Genomic DNA, 14,753 nt, shown 5'->3' with positions numbered 1-14,753 from the left:
AAAGGAACAGATTTTTATGACATTTGATTACGATTTGTTTGTCATTGGTGCTGGGCCTGGGGGATTGGCAGCAGCTAAAAAAGCCGCTAGTTATGGTGTACGTGTCGCCATTGCCGAACAAGAAGCTATTGGTGGCACCTGTGTAAATCGCGGCTGCGTTCCAAAAAAGCTGATTGTCTACGCTGCTGACTTCGCCCTCAAAAATCAAATCGCACAAAGTTATGGGTGGAGTGACTGTCAAACATACTTTGACTGGACATTATTTATTAAGTCAGTACATCAGCATATTGACAGCGTTAACCAATCCTATTTTCAGCAATTGCAAAAAGCTGGAATTGAATTAATTTCTCAACGTGTCACTTTCATCGATACCCATACGATCGATATTGATGGACGCAAAGTTACAGCCGACAAAATTTTAATTGCTGTGGGAGGACAACCCCTTAAGCCCAAAATCCCAGGTATAGAATACGCCATTACATCCCGCGAGATGTTTCAGCTACCCTATCTGCCAAAACGTTTAGCAATTATTGGCGGTGGCTACATTGGTGTGGAATTTTGCAGTATGATGCACGCTTTCGGTTGTGAGGTGACGGTGATTGAAAAAGACGAGATGATTTTATCGGGGTTTGACGATCGCATTTGCTCTGCTGTACAACAGGGGTTGATTAAACGCGGAATTAAGTTTTTCACCAATAGCACTGTTCAAGAAATCAAATACTCAGAAGAGGGTTTGTTGTTAACTATTACTGGTGAGAGCCAAGAAATAATTACAGCAGATACCATCTTAGTTGCCACAGGTTACACTCCAAATACCAAGAATCTTGGTTTAGAAAATGCCCATGTTGAACTTGGCGAACATGGTGCAATCAAAGTAGATGAATACAGCCGCACCAGCCAAGAAAACATTTTTGCTGTGGGTGACTGCACCAGCCGCGTGCAATTGACTCCAGTGGCTAAGGCAGAAGGTATTGTCTTTGCCGATACAGTTTTTGGGAACAAGGCGCAAAAACTAAATTATGATTATGTGCCCACTGCTGTTTTTTGCCGTCCAGAAGCGGCTAGTGTGGGGATGACGGAGGCGAAAGCACGAGAAAAATTTGGTGAATCTGTAGAATGCTACTGCACCGAGTTCCAACCACTGTTGTATCAGATGATCGAACAGGATGAGCCAACCACTATAAAGTTAGTGCTAAATAGTGATTCTGGGCAAGTTTTGGGCGCTCACATGGTGGGCGAACATGCAGCAGATATCATTCAAAGTTTAGGTGTGGCAATTCGCAAGGGCATTACCAAGGAAGATTTGGATGAAACAATAGGCATTCATCCCACGACAGGAGAAGAATTTCTGTCGTTAAATTAAATCATGTGCAGGACTGAGTGAAAAAGCCACAAATGAGAAGGGGGAAATCCTTCTTCTCATCTCCATATTTTTGTGCCCGATTATACTTTGACAACTCCAAAAATTAATACCAGTTCAATTAATTATTGCAACACATCTTTGAGTAAAGATGCGATTCATCGCGTCTCTACAAATAGTCTATTTGTCGCATTATTTTTTCAAACTGGTATAAAATATTCAAATTTTTGTATCCAATACAACTATCAGATTTGGCTTTGCCTACTTAAGAACAGTTTCCAGAGTGATTGGAGATTTTTTTATTTAGAAGTTTCTTGTCCTTCTGAGTAAGATTTTGTGGGTATGTCTAAATCGTCTAAAGTATTCATTAATAAGTCATCTTCTGGAATATAGTCTCTCTGTTGGAAATTTACCAAATTGTCAAGAGCTTTAATAGCTTCAAGATCCTTAAGAGCCTCTGATGCAGACTGATATCGCTCTTTGAAGTCAGCCACCACCATTTTACTGAGAATCTGAGCTAGGGAGTGGCTGACCTGAGTGCGTAGTTTATCGCCGTAGGCATCTCTCCATTTGATTTCCCCCTTAGCGTCTCTATCTAGCTCACGGGGTGCTACACCAGTCAAGGCTTTAATCCCAACCATGCCAACTGCATAGATATCACTACTGTACTGGGGACGCCCAAAACATTGTTCGCTTGGTGCGTAACCCTGAGTACCAATACCAATGGTGAAAGGGGTGGACTCTTGAGGATCGAGCTGTTTGATGCCGACTTCTTTAACGGCTCCAAAGTCAATCAACACCAGTTTTCCGTCTGAGTGTCGCCGGATGATATTGCTGGGTTTAATATCCCGATGAATCACGTGGTTTTCATGGACAAATGTTAATGTTTGCAATAAGTCCCTGATGATTTTGATCGCGGCAATTTCATCAATTGCTCTACCTGCTGGAAGTTCTTGATTTAAAGGATGACCAATTATCTGTTCTTGGACTAAATAAAATTCTTCATCTTCTTCAAAATAGGCCAAAAGTTGAGGAATTTGAGCGTGCCTTCCCAATTTTTCTAGCGTTTGTGCTTCTGAGTGAAATAAACGTCTGGCAAGTTGCAATCCTTCTGGTTTGGTGTTGGCTGGTTTTAGTTGTTTGACAACACATCGCGGATTTCCAGGACGTTGGGTATCTTCGGCAATGTAGGTTTCACTAAATCCACCGGAACCGAGAACTTTGACAATTTTGTAGCGTCTCGCCAAGACTTTCCCTGATAAGGCTAAATCTCGTTGTTGGATTAGGTGTTGGAAATCATCTTGTTGGCTGATAATCTCTTGGACAACGGGTGAAGTTTTATACTTCTGAAAAATGTCTACTAATTGGCGTTTTCTGATGCTTTCTCTGATGACTGAGGTTGCCAAATAGGAAATTCCGGTCATGGCGATCGCGATCGCTGGTACGCTAGTGGGAAAAATTAACTGACCATAGACAAATAACCCATAGCTAATTCCTCCCCAAGCGCCAGACAAAGCGAGGCTATAGAAAAATCTATGGATGCTACGTTTGCGTCTGCTAATCATCAAGGCTGAACTGCCAACTAGCATCAGCACAAACAAACCCTGCAATGGTGGACTCTTAATTCCTGGGGCGATCGCTTTTCCTGTCATCAAAGTTGCGATCGCATTGGCGTGAATTTCTACGCCAGACATCGGTTCAGTACTATTACTACCAGCAACTGGATAATAATCATTATGTAACCGATCTGTTGCACCAATCAGCACGATTTTGTCTTTGAACACCTTTCCTTGCTGCAAATAGCTGTTCCAGTTTTGCGGGTCGAGTACGTGCCAAAAAGGTTTTTGCTCAAATGTACCCGCAGGCCCCCAAAAATAAATGCGATCGCCTTTTGGTCGGGGATAATTTACTTGCGCTGCCTTCAGCGCGGCTTCATCAAAAGAGAGTCGCTTTTTGGTAAATAAATTATCTTCACCTAATAATTTGGGATACTCACTCGCTAATCGATGAACTTTTCCATCTACTTCTAAAGGAAAATTAACTGAACCAATGGATACTGACTTTGTACGAAACATTTGTTGTGGGTCTGTCAGTTGCGTAAAAGACCCTTGGTGCGTCTGGGAGTTTTCGTAAACGGCTGCTAAGGTAACTTTATTGCCATATTTTTGCAGTACTGCCTGAAATTGGCGATCATCTGCAACTCCATAGCTGCTTGCCGTATCAAAAACTACATCTAATGCTACAGCGCGGGCACCTGCTTCGATTAATTTTGTAATTACCTGGGAGTATGCAGCCCGTTTATAAGGATAAGATTTCAGTGTTTCTAAGTAGGCATACTGTTTCGGATCTGTTTTATAGTACTGTTCGGGAACCGATATTGACTGGTCGTCTATTGCTAAAATTACGATGTCTTCTGGAGGCGCGATCGACCCGCGCAGTTGAAAAAAGCCAGAAAGCACCTGATTTTCCATCAATTGAACCGATTCCCCACCAGAAGCGCTCAATAGTGCGCCCCCAATTGCCCAAGTACCTGCCAGTAGATGACCTAAGCGAACCATCCAGCGAGAGTGGCGAGCAGATGCTGTTGAAGTCACTTTTGTTGGTTTACTTGACAGTCTATTGGCAGTAGAGACATAGTTTTTAGTTAAGGTAGATGTAGGTTCTTCTGCCATATCGTGTTACTGATTGATTTTAGTCCAACACTTTTATTTATTCAGACCGCGTTTTAGTGTAAGCACATTGAAATAAGACTTAAATGATAATCTTATACATTTGTAAAGTATCTTCTATTCATCAACAAAATTTTATTGGCAGAGCCAGCCCCCAAAAAATTCTTACTCAACCACTACTTAATTTATTCTTTTTCTGGTGAATGAGTTACAAGTAGTGATTGTCTCATAGATCGGAGTCGGATATACTCTACCAGTACATTTGGTTCTGGCAAGATTTTACCCTAACCTAACCAACAAGTACGTTACTAACTGGGTGCTATACCATAAGCAGTCTTAGGCTGTCTTCTGTCTCTGGCGCAATGTTGGTAATCTCCAGAAAGCGTGTCCTGATACTGACAGCTTTAGCGAAATATAGGGTTTAATTTATATCTTACCTTAAGCCGATGTGATACCTCTTTAGGAGTAAACTTTAGGGTTATGCAGCGATGAATGCTGTTATTGGGTCAATTTTCTGGGTGGATTTTGATCGCCGGGTGGCTCTTGCTGTGCTGGGTGAATCAGGTTAACATCCTGGATCTCAACTCCAATATTGCAAGCGTTTTTATGTCTTGAAAGAGGTAGGATAAAAGCTATAGATAAAGAACTACGTTATAGATATTAGCAAACAAGGCATTTGAAAATTGCTATAATCTATTGTTCCATCTAAATTCATATATATTATTAGGTGTAAATTTGTATGGGTTCTCCAATGAATCGTCTATCTATTTTTGTAGATGGAAACAATATGTTCTATGCTCAACAAAAAAATGGCTGGTTTTTTGACCCGCGACGAGTCTTAGAATACTTCAAACATGAGCAATCAGAAACAACATTAATTAATGCCTTCTGGTACACTGGCTTAAAAGATCCACAAGACCAGCGAGGTTTCAGAGACGCTCTAATTAGTCTAGGATATACAGTACGAACTAAAATTCTGAAAGAATATTATGATGATACGTCAGGTCGTTACTCGCAAAAAGCGAATTTAGATATTGAAATTGTTGTAGATATGTTTAATACAGTAGACCAGTATGACCGAGTAGTATTATTCAGTGGTGATGGAGATTTTGAAAGAGCAATCGAACTATTACGCTCAAAAAATACACATATTACGGTAGTATCAACAGAAGGAATGATTGCTAGAGAACTACGCAATGCTACAGATAGATATATAGATTTAAATGATATCAGAGATCAAATAGAAAAAACTGAAGGTTAGTAGCTTTAACAATTATTTACAAAAATAAGAGTAAAAGAAAAACTAGGGTTGAAGATATATTAAGCCACAAGTAAACACTAAACACTAAACAACAAACGGCAAATGAGAAACAAAACAGATCGAATCATCATTTTTGATACAACATTGCGAGATGGAGAGCAGTGTCCGGGAGCGACTTTGAATATAGACGAAAAGCTAGTTATTGCCAAGCAATTAGCGCGTCTAGGTGTAGATGTAATTGAAGCAGGCTTTGCGTTTGCTAGTCCGGGAGATTTTGAAGCAGTCAAGAAAATTGCTCAAATTGTCGGGACAGAAAATGGCCCGGTCATTTGTAGTTTGGCAAGAGCGATTAAAGCTGATATTGAAGCGGCTGCGGAAGCATTAAAACCAGCAGTTAATGCCAGAATTCACACATTCATTTCGACTTCTGATATTCATTTAGAGTATCAATTGCGAAAGTCACGGGCAGAAGTACTAGCGATCGCCGAAGAAATGGTCGCTTATGCCAAATCTTTCATGACAGATGTGGAATTTTCGCCAATGGATGCGGCTCGTTCCGATCCAGAATTTTTGTACCAAGTGTTAGAGCGAACGATCGCAGCTGGTGCAACAACAGTTAACATTCCCGATACCGTAGGCTACACAACCCCTAGCGAATTTGGAGCCATAATTAAAGGCATTATCGAAAATGTCCCTAACATCGACCAAGCGATTATTTCCGTTCACGGTCATAATGATTTAGGCTTGGCAGTTGCTAACTTTTTAGAAGCCGTAAAAAATGGCGCACGGCAACTAGAATGTACGATCAATGGCATTGGCGAACGCGCCGGAAATGCATCACTCGAAGAATTGGTAATGGCGTTGCACGTGCGGCGGCAATATTTTAACCCTTATCTCGGCAGACCAGAAGATTCTCAAGAATCGCTGACAAATATCGACACCCGACAAATTTACAAAACCTCACGCTTAGTTTCCAATTTGACGGGAATGTTGGTACAACCAAATAAAGCGATCGTGGGGGCGAATGCCTTTGCCCATGAGTCTGGAATTCACCAAGATGGTGTATTAAAGAACAAGCTAACTTACGAAATTATGGATGCCCAATTGATTGGCTTAACAGACAATCAAATCGTTTTGGGCAAACATTCCGGGAGAAATGCTTTTCGGACTCGGTTGAAAGAATTGGGCTTTGAACTGTCAGATACCGAGTTGAATAAAGCCTTCGTTAGATTCAAAGAAGTAGCAGATAAAAAGAAAGAAATATCCGATTGGGATTTGGAAGCGATCGTTAACGATGAAATTCAACAAGCACCCGATTTGTTCCGGGTAGAGTTGGTGCAAGTTTCCTGTGGTAGCAACGCCCGTCCCACCGCTACAGTTACTCTGCGCACCCCAGAAGGTGAAGAATTAACCGATGCTGCGATCGGTACTGGGCCAGTGGATGCAGTTTACAAAGCTATCAACCGTGTGGTGAATGTACCCAACCAGTTGATTGAGTTTTCTGTGCAGTCAGTAACAGGCGGTATTGATGCCATTGGCGAAGTGACGATTCGTTTACGTTATGAGTCTAAAGTGTTTTCTGGTCATGCAGCCAACACAGATATCATCGTGGCATCCGCGCAAGCTTATGTAAATGCGTTGAATAGGTTGTATGCATCTTTGCAAACTCAAGAAAAGCCAGAGGAAGTAACTGCACAGAAAGTCTAAGATCGGAATCTGTGAAACTGCCAGTTTTTGGCTGATGCTAACAAACTCTTCTCCAACTTTAGCTACGGTGTACACACAAGTCTGAAATAGCTGATTAATCAGGGTTTTACCCCACCCTAACCCTCCCCTTGCAAAGGGGAGGGAACTAGATAGATTTTCTTGTTTCCCCCCTTGCCAAGGGGGGATTAAGGGGGGTAATTCGACTTCTGTGTACACGGTAGCCAACTTTGGGGAGGAGTTATTTGTGATTTCTAAAAAATTGTTGGAAATTATGCTGACAGAAAAACATATAACTATCAGAGAAGCCACCAGCAAAGAAGATTCAGTGATTGCACAACACTTTTATCAAATGTGGCTAGATATTGGTGTTGATGAGAGTAATCTACTTGTGGAGTGGCAGAATATTACCCTCCAATTTCTAGAAGATGCGCGTCGAGATTTGTTTTACAAGGCTTTTATTGCAGAGGTTGATAATACAGTTGTGGGTTCTGTAAGTTGTCAACTTTTTGCAGGTTTATACCCGAATGTTTTCAAAGATGAATACCGCAAATTTGGATATATTTGGGGCGTTTATGTCGAACAATCTTACCGCAGACAAGGAATTGCCAAATCTTTAACTAATAGAGCAATTGAATATTTAAAAGCGATCGGTTGCACGCGAGTGCTTCTTAATGCCTCACCATCAGGTAAACCAGTTTACTCCAGTCTCAGTTTTTCTGAAGGAAATTTAATGCAATTAGATTTGATTTAAGGACAGCAATTTGTTGCCTTGTAGTGATGATCGAGCAACTTAAATTGATGTAAAAAGATATTTGTCAAACTTACGTTAAATAGGATAGCTTAAGTGTTCAGATGTATGTAGTTACTATTATTCTGATTTGTACTATAAGTCAAGTTTATTGAGTTGATTATGAATATTGTTTACTTTTTTGGACTTTTCGATTTACTTGATAAGCATAAAACTTTATTCTGAAAAACGATGTTTATAGTCAGTTAGCTTGTATGAGTAGCGAAAAGACAACAGAATTGCCACTCTGGGTACAAGATAGAGATATAGTTATTGCTCATGATGAAGAAGTACAGTGGCGAGAAGGAAAACGCCCGGATTATTCATACACCAATGAATTTCTTCATCAAGAGAGTAAATTTCAGCATCCAGAAGGTTCTTTAGAAGCGATCGCTCAAAACTTAGTCCGCACTTTTGAGATGGAAGCTTCTAATAAATCTAATCCTCAACAGTGGCTTTCGATTGTTACTGATAAGTTTAAAATGAGTACCAATGGCGGACAACAATTCACTGCTCAGGATGTTGCAGATGAAGGTACTTATAACCTGTTTTTGGGTAAAACTGAGCAATATAACTCTGAAACAGAAACCTTTGAATCTTCATTTCAAGTTTTTCATACAGCCTTTCCTAATGGCTTCCTTTGGGAATTAACAGAAGTTCTTTCGGGGCCGCCTAATGTTACCTTTAAGTGGCGACATTGGGGAACATTTAATGGTTCCTATAAGGATTATGTACCCACAGGTGAAACAATCGAAATCGTCGGAGTTAGTATTGCTCGTGTCACTGATGATTTGAAGATTGAGTCTTTAGAGCATTATTTTGATAATAATGTCTTTCTTCAGAAATTAACGGCAGGTGGTTGCCCTTTCCATTCCCAAAATCAGTAGATATAGTGTGCGTTACGCCGTAGGCTAATACCATTTCACTATAACCCTGATACATATAGATTTCGCGTAGGGGCACAACATGTTGTGCCCCTACCAACGTATTTGTATCATAATTCAAGAACGCACCTTGAATTGTTGACAGTGCGTTGCAGCAATCTGATTCGCCTAACTCACGATCGCAGCGATCGCCCACCCATCCAGTGTTATCCTCAAGAATATTAGGAATTAATTACCAAGGCAGATGACTATTACTGTCAACCGGACTTAAGCAACTGCCAAAACATTACGATATTAGTCACCAACATTACGATATTAGTGAGTAATATTACCACCTTAGTCATCAAACATTACGATATTAATCACCAACATTACAATATTAGTCACCAACATTACGATATTAGTGAGTAATATTACGACATTAGTCATCAAACATTACGATATTAGTCACCAACATTACGATATTAGTCATTAACATGAAAGCGATCGTGAATAAACTGAAGCTTGTATAAAGTTAAAATATATTATCTCTATAAAAATCAGCATCTAGTTCTTGACTTCAGCAAAACCACTGGAATTGCCTACAAATATTATTAGAAAAAATATAATGATTTGCGAGTTTTTCTGATACAGAATACAGCTTAATTGAGGCAAGCTAGTTCTATAAATATCTTCAAGGAGTACATCCATGCCTCGTACAAAGCGGACATCGCGGATTCTAGAAAAAGCTGAATTGAGAACGTCTGGATTTAAAGCAGTTGATTCAAACATGGATTTTGGTAATAGTTGCGATTTGGAAAATCTGACTCAATCAATTGAGGAGTTTCGCACTATGCTTGATACTTATAACAACGCTTTAGCTGTGGTTGACTCTACTAAAACGAAAATCGATGAAATGGAAAAAAAGCTAAGTAAACTTTCAGATAAGATGCTGAAGGGAGTTGGTTTCAAGTATGGCACAGACAGCAGCGAATATGAAGTAGCAGGTGGCGTTCGTGACAGCGAACGTATACGCAGAAGCAGGTTGACTCGCTTAAAAGGTAGTGCAGGGCAGACATCAGACGAAAATAAGAAATCTGCCTAGTTCTCGCATAGGTAAGCTACAGAAAAAATAGTTAATCACAGATAAATTTACAGCAGATTGCAACAGGCGTGAGGTACAGATAATCGTAGGGGCACAACTGTTGTGCCCCTACCCGTGTACTTACAGCAGAAATCATGTATTTGAACCACACCTGTTGTAGGGGCGCAAGGCCTTGCGCCCCTACCGCGTGGTCTGTTTACCTGAAAATAGCTGTAATTTACCTGAAATACGCTGTACCCGCATTTCTCACAAGCGGTGCGTAGCTTGCCGCTGTAGGCATCGCTATAAAAATTATTACATTATTAAATGATTACAATGTATTTTACCCCTTATTATTAAGTATTAATACAGAATTAGAGTAAGCAAATGGATATAGTAACTTTAACTACTTTTTTGACTCCTTTTTTACCGTACTTGCTCAAAGCCGGAGAGAAAGCAACTGAAGAAGCTGGTAAGAAATTTGGTGAAGGGTTTGGCGCTAACGCCTGGGAAAAAGCTAAGGCTTTGTGGAGTAAGCTGCAACCAAAAGTAGATGCAAAGCCAATGGCAAAAGGAGCAGCAGAAGAATTGGCTAATTCTCCTAATGATGCAGATGCCAAAGAAACATTCCAGAAGCAACTCAATAAATTTCTGGATGAAGATAAAAATTTATATGCTGAGATTGCCCGTTTGATGCAGGAAGATTCAAAGGCAATCTCTAAGGTTGTTAATACCTTTAATCAGACAATTTCTAGCAATGACAACGTAGTGCAAAACATTGCGGGTGATGGTAATAAGGCAATTGGCAGAGTCGGAGGCGATGCAACTATCAATTAGTCAAACAGCCAGAATATAGGAAGTTAAAACTGTGCAGAAAAGAAGCCTGAGAAGGTTATGGAAGCAGATAATACTTTTTTTATCTAAGTTAGCTGGCTTTTTAAGAGGGAATCGTCGGAGATTAAAACGTAGGCGACATTTACTTAAAGATCGAGTTGCTCAAACCCCTTTAAATAGAGATATTCCGTCTCAGGTTGAACAACCAATTTTAGGTAACGCAGAAAATAATGAAGCTTCTGTAACCAGTTTAGCTCCCCATATTCAGTCTCAGGTTGAACAACCAATTTCAGGCAACGAAAATGTTCTTCAAAACGTCAAAGGCAACAACAATATTAATGTAGGTCGGGTAGAAGGCAGCCTCACTATTAATTATCGTCGCCCAATTGACAGACCTTTTCAAGCACCGAGTTTACCTGCCAATTTTGTAGATCGCCCACAAGTTACTGTAGAAATTAAAGCTCGTCTACTGGCAAATACATTTAATGCTGGTGCTTTGCTCATCAGTGCAATTCACGGTTTAGGTGGCATTGGCAAGACAACTTTAGTTACTGCCCTTGCCCATGATGAAGATATCCAAAAACGTTTCTCTGGTGGTGTGCTTTGGGCAACTTTGGGACAGCAACCAGATATTCTGGCGCTCCTGAGTAGCTGGGTGCAAGCATTGGGAGACTACGAATTTAGTGCCATTAATATAGAAGCAACCTCAGCCTATCTACGAAGTTTACTACATGATAAAGCAGTTTTACTGGTAGTTGATGATGCTTGGGAACCAGATAAAGTTAAACCCTTTCTGGTAGCAAGTTCCCAATCCCAGCTATTAATCACTTCGCGGCGTGCTGATGTGGCTGATAGTGTTGGTGCTTATTTGCAACAATTGAATTTGATGACGCCAGGGCGATTCAGTCTGAGTCTGATCGTGCCATAGCCTTGAGTGCCTTAGCCCAGAATCTGCCACCAGAGTTATTGCCAGAAGCCCTTGCTGCTGCCAGGGCGATTCAGTCTGAGTCTGATCGTGCTGATGCCTTGAGTGCCTTAGCCCAGAATCTGCCACCAGAGTTATTGCCAGAAGCCCTTGCTGCTGCCAGGGCGATTCAGTCTGAGTCTGATCGTGCCAATGCCTTGAGTGCCTTAGCACAGAAACTGCCAGATATATTGCCAGAAGCCCTTGCTGCTGCCAGGGCGATTCAGGGTGACGATTTTCGTGCCAATGCCTTGAGTGCCTTAGCTGACAGTTTGTCACAAATGCCATCTACAGAACTTTTCCCCCTTTGGCAAGATACACTTCATGAGCTATCCCTTCGCACTCGCCGTGATTTGCTGCAAGATATCAAAGCATTGTTTCCAGTTATCTTTGCATTAGGTGGTGAAACAGCAACGGCAGAGATTGCCCGTGCAATTGTGGATGTAGCGCGATGGTGGCGGTAATTTAACAGGGATTTACAATGCCCCTCATTCAAGGATTGCTATAAAGAATCAACAATAAATTTCAGTTAAATGTACATCATTACCTAGAAAGAGGAATTTAGCTATACTTACATCAATGCGATCGCTCATGGTATTACTGTTTGCACAGTACTAACTGGTGTGACTGAAGGTGTAAACCCAGCCAGTTTACCCAACTTCTGGGGTACAAAGTCCGTTTCTTTGCTACCTTGAACCTCAGATAAATAGCAATCTCGCACCGCCAATAACAAGCCTTTGATAGCATCTGGTGTGCCTGTTTTGACTAAATCATCTGCCTTTTTGAAAAAATGCGATCGCCATTTGCCATCGTTATTGCCATACAATTCGATTAAATACCAACCTGCAAGATACTCAGCTAAAGGGTCAAGACAAAAACGGATTCTATCTTTGGCAGAACCGATAGTTTGAATTAGGTGCAAACGTTTTTCCAGATAATTGAGGTGTGCTTCGGGGTCATCAATACCCAAAGCTGCTAATGCAGCAACCGCATCTGCACGCTTGGCGGTTCCTGGTTGATAACTTTGCTGCAAGCATTCCCAGGCGATGGTTTTGGCGATTTGATGAACAGTGCGGTCATCAAATTGATTGTCTGTAACATCACGATTGAGTTCATTGATATAACCCAGCATCAAATTAGGAATATTCTCTGGCAACGCAGAAATATTAGATGTAACATCTTTACTGGCGATTAACTGTTCAGCATAAAGTTTAGCCAGCAAGACAGTGATATTATTTTGACCTACCATTAGAGAAAGACGGTTACAAGCGTCAAAAAATTCCTGATCGGTAAAGCGATCGCGTTTACCTCGCTGCATGAGATAAGCTTCCATAAAGGACGATAGTTTATTCGCCTCAATCCGCAAGGGTTTAATTATCGTCTTATTAACCCGCCCCAGCTTTTCCTCAATTCGGGAAGTAATTACCAACGCATTCACCGGAAACTCTGGCGACTCCGGTTCAATTGCTTCTCGTGTAGTGGCATTCATTTCTGAGAACCGGTCTACAATCACTAGAATGCGTTTCTTTCTTAACAAACGTAACAGTAATTCTTGACAAATCGGCTCTGGTTCATCAATTAAAGCTTGCAACTGTCCTCTGATGGCTTCTAAAAGCGGCGACTTACCTTCAGTCACCCTAAATTCTTCTTCTAAAAGCACAGGTAACATCAAATGTTTGCAGAGTTGTTGGTCTTCAGCCTCAGCCATTGCCCATCCAGCGATTCGACACGCTAAACTAGTTTTACCTACACCCCCTTCCCCAACAATTACTAGGCAGCTACGTTGTTTCTCGAAAGTTGAGCGCAAATTCTCATTCATCAATTGGGGAACTGTTGTACCATCCAGAACAACGGGAATGGGAATATAACAGGCGCGACTGCTAACTGTATCCTTTTTGGGAAATTGTTCGCGGGCTGCTTTGATATATTTAGCTACCCACGCATCTAATACTCTGGGATGGTAATGAAACCAGCCAACAAATAGCACATATCGCAGAGGTACATTAACGCTGATAAATGGGAGAGAAAAATCTGTGTAGGGTTTGAGGGCGTTGTTAATTTTCAACAACCATAAAGGGGCTATCCGCAAGAGAATTAACCAAATAGAAGGTAATAAGATAACGTAGGCGGCAATTCCCAAAAGTAATTTATGCTTGAATAGCGATTCCAGAACTCTATCAAAGAGGCGAGTTTCTTTTTCTGCTTTCAGGGCATTGAGAGGGCGACGTATCAGCCTAATGTCCGTCTCTGTGAATTTATCTTTGTATTTTTGTATAGTTGCCAATACCTTTTCAAAGTCTGAGATGACTTTCTGCAACTTCGAGGTAGGTAAAGCATTTGCTTTGTCCTGAAAGCCTGCCGCGATTCCTCCTAAACCTTTGATAGCACCTAAACGCACGTAAAACTGGTTATCATTCAACAGGGCAATTAAATTCGGGACAGCCGATACTGCTTCTGTACCCATTGCACCCAAAGCGTAGGCAGAATTGTAACGGACAGTGGGGTTCTTATCTTTTAAGGCAGCAGTTAATACTGGGACAGCTACTTTTGCTTCTACACCAATTTTTCTGAGTGCAGAAGGAACATAAATGCGAACGAATTGCTCCTTGTCTTGTAATGCCGCCATCAACGATGGAACTGCTGCTTTGGCTGCTGTACCAATATTTCCTAAAGCTAAGGTGGCGTATAGCCGAACTTGTCCATCTTCATCCTGCAATGCGGCACTTAAGGCAGAAACGGCTGGTGCTGCTTCTGCACCCAAATCTCCTAATACCGAAGCGGCGTGCCAGCGAAGATTAATATCCTGATTTTTCAAAGCTTCAATCAGAGACGGCACTGCTGGGGAACCAATATTAACTAATGCATCTGCTGCAAGGCTTCTGATGTGGGCATCGTTATCTATCAGCTTCTCAATCAGAGGAGAAATTTTGCTGTCAGCAGTGATTTGCGCCCAACTATTGCTTGTGCATAGTAGGAACAGTGTCAGGCATAAGACAACCACCTTGAGCGCACTAAGTAATACTTGTCTGGTATGCTTTGTCATTGAATCGGATTGAATCACCCGATGAACAACTCCAGTCAGAGAAACTATACCTAAGATTGTAATCTAACTGTCAATGCGGGTTAGCGATGTCTACGACGGGCTATGACGCTCGCAGACTCGCTATCGGCGTCGCACTGCTTTACCCCCGCTTTCAACCTTTGGCTTCAACGAAAAGTCAGCA

12 protein-coding genes are annotated in these 14,753 nt (G+C 41.3%); 10 read left to right on the top strand and 2 right to left on the bottom strand.

Features of this window, described 5'->3' with window-relative positions:
• The first annotated feature begins 16 nt into the window (after positions 1-16).
• Complete coding sequence (gene gorA, locus RMX89_RS17180; RefSeq protein WP_322689756.1) at positions 17-1,363, top strand: glutathione-disulfide reductase; 1,347 nt, start codon at positions 17-19, stop codon at positions 1,361-1,363.
• A 296-nt stretch (positions 1,364-1,659) separates the two neighbouring features.
• Here gorA and RMX89_RS17175 read toward each other — a convergent pair whose 3' ends face one another.
• On the bottom strand, positions 1,660-4,032 hold the full coding sequence (locus RMX89_RS17175) for a CHASE2 domain-containing serine/threonine-protein kinase (RefSeq protein WP_322689755.1): 2,373 nt from the start codon (positions 4,030-4,032) through the stop codon (positions 1,660-1,662).
• Positions 4,033-4,768: 736 nt separating this feature from the next.
• On the opposite strand from RMX89_RS17175, the gene RMX89_RS17170 reads away from it, so the two are divergent.
• The 9 genes from RMX89_RS17170 (at position 4,769) to RMX89_RS17130 (ending at position 11,993) form a co-directional block, all read left to right on the top strand.
• The gene (locus RMX89_RS17170) at positions 4,769-5,290 is read left to right on the top strand and encodes an NYN domain-containing protein (protein ID WP_041565194.1); all 522 of its coding nucleotides are present in this window, start codon (positions 4,769-4,771) and stop codon (positions 5,288-5,290) included.
• 102 nt (positions 5,291-5,392) lie between these two features.
• A complete protein-coding gene (locus tag RMX89_RS17165; RefSeq protein WP_322672541.1) occupies positions 5,393-6,997 on the top strand; it encodes a 2-isopropylmalate synthase in 1,605 nt (534 codons plus the stop codon).
• 244 nt (positions 6,998-7,241) lie between these two features.
• On the top strand, positions 7,242-7,748 hold the full coding sequence (locus RMX89_RS17160; protein ID WP_416211988.1) for a GNAT family N-acetyltransferase: 507 nt from the start codon (positions 7,242-7,244) through the stop codon (positions 7,746-7,748).
• Positions 7,749-7,999: 251 nt separating this feature from the next.
• A complete protein-coding gene (locus RMX89_RS17155; RefSeq protein WP_322689754.1) occupies positions 8,000-8,671 on the top strand; it encodes a SnoaL-like polyketide cyclase in 672 nt (223 codons plus the stop codon).
• An 84-nt stretch (positions 8,672-8,755) separates the two neighbouring features.
• Positions 8,756-8,893: a hypothetical protein gene (locus RMX89_RS17150; protein ID WP_322689753.1), complete on the top strand. Its 138-nt coding sequence runs from the start codon at positions 8,756-8,758 to the stop codon at positions 8,891-8,893.
• A gap of 463 nt (positions 8,894-9,356) precedes the next feature.
• Entirely contained in the window at positions 9,357-9,752 is a 396-nt protein-coding gene (locus tag RMX89_RS17145) for a hypothetical protein (protein ID WP_322672537.1), read from the top strand.
• Positions 9,753-10,118: 366 nt separating this feature from the next.
• On the top strand, positions 10,119-10,568 hold the full coding sequence (locus RMX89_RS17140) for a hypothetical protein (protein ID WP_322689752.1): 450 nt from the start codon (positions 10,119-10,121) through the stop codon (positions 10,566-10,568).
• Positions 10,569-10,599: 31 nt separating this feature from the next.
• The gene (locus RMX89_RS17135) at positions 10,600-11,493 is read left to right on the top strand and encodes an NB-ARC domain-containing protein (protein ID WP_322689751.1); all 894 of its coding nucleotides are present in this window, start codon (positions 10,600-10,602) and stop codon (positions 11,491-11,493) included.
• A gap of 2 nt (positions 11,494-11,495) precedes the next feature.
• Positions 11,496-11,993 (top strand): hypothetical protein, encoded by a 498-nt coding sequence (locus RMX89_RS17130; protein WP_322689750.1) that lies wholly within the window; start codon positions 11,496-11,498, stop codon positions 11,991-11,993.
• Between the two features lie 125 nt (positions 11,994-12,118).
• On the opposite strand, the gene RMX89_RS17125 is transcribed toward RMX89_RS17130, so the two are convergent.
• Positions 12,119-14,572 carry a HEAT repeat domain-containing protein gene (locus RMX89_RS17125; RefSeq protein ID WP_322689749.1) on the bottom strand — a complete coding sequence of 818 codons (2,454 nt, stop codon included), beginning with the start codon at positions 14,570-14,572 and terminating at the stop codon, positions 12,119-12,121.
• Between the last annotated feature and the right edge of the window lie 181 nt (positions 14,573-14,753).

Source organism: Nostoc sp. DedSLP04 (genome assembly GCF_034530775.1).
Lineage (GTDB): Bacteria > Cyanobacteriota > Cyanobacteriia > Cyanobacteriales > Nostocaceae > Nostoc.
The sequence above is the reverse complement of the archived record's forward strand: the minus strand, read 5'-3'. Positions and strand labels throughout refer to the sequence as shown.

What these genes read in the sequence shown, in the direction of transcription:
- gorA (WP_322689756.1), top strand. Translation starts at nt 17, where the DNA reads ATGACATTTGATTACGATTTGTTTGTCATTGGTGCTGGGCCTGGGGGA.
- RMX89_RS17175 (WP_322689755.1), bottom strand. Translation starts at nt 4,032, where the DNA reads ATGGCAGAAGAACCTACATCTACCTTAACTAAAAACTATGTCTCTACT.
- RMX89_RS17170 (WP_041565194.1), top strand. Translation starts at nt 4,769, where the DNA reads ATGGGTTCTCCAATGAATCGTCTATCTATTTTTGTAGATGGAAACAAT.
- RMX89_RS17165 (WP_322672541.1), top strand. Translation starts at nt 5,393, where the DNA reads ATGAGAAACAAAACAGATCGAATCATCATTTTTGATACAACATTGCGA.
- RMX89_RS17155 (WP_322689754.1), top strand. Translation starts at nt 8,000, where the DNA reads ATGAGTAGCGAAAAGACAACAGAATTGCCACTCTGGGTACAAGATAGA.
- RMX89_RS17145 (WP_322672537.1), top strand. Translation starts at nt 9,357, where the DNA reads ATGCCTCGTACAAAGCGGACATCGCGGATTCTAGAAAAAGCTGAATTG.
- RMX89_RS17140 (WP_322689752.1), top strand. Translation starts at nt 10,119, where the DNA reads ATGGATATAGTAACTTTAACTACTTTTTTGACTCCTTTTTTACCGTAC.
- RMX89_RS17125 (WP_322689749.1), bottom strand. Translation starts at nt 14,572, where the DNA reads ATGACAAAGCATACCAGACAAGTATTACTTAGTGCGCTCAAGGTGGTT.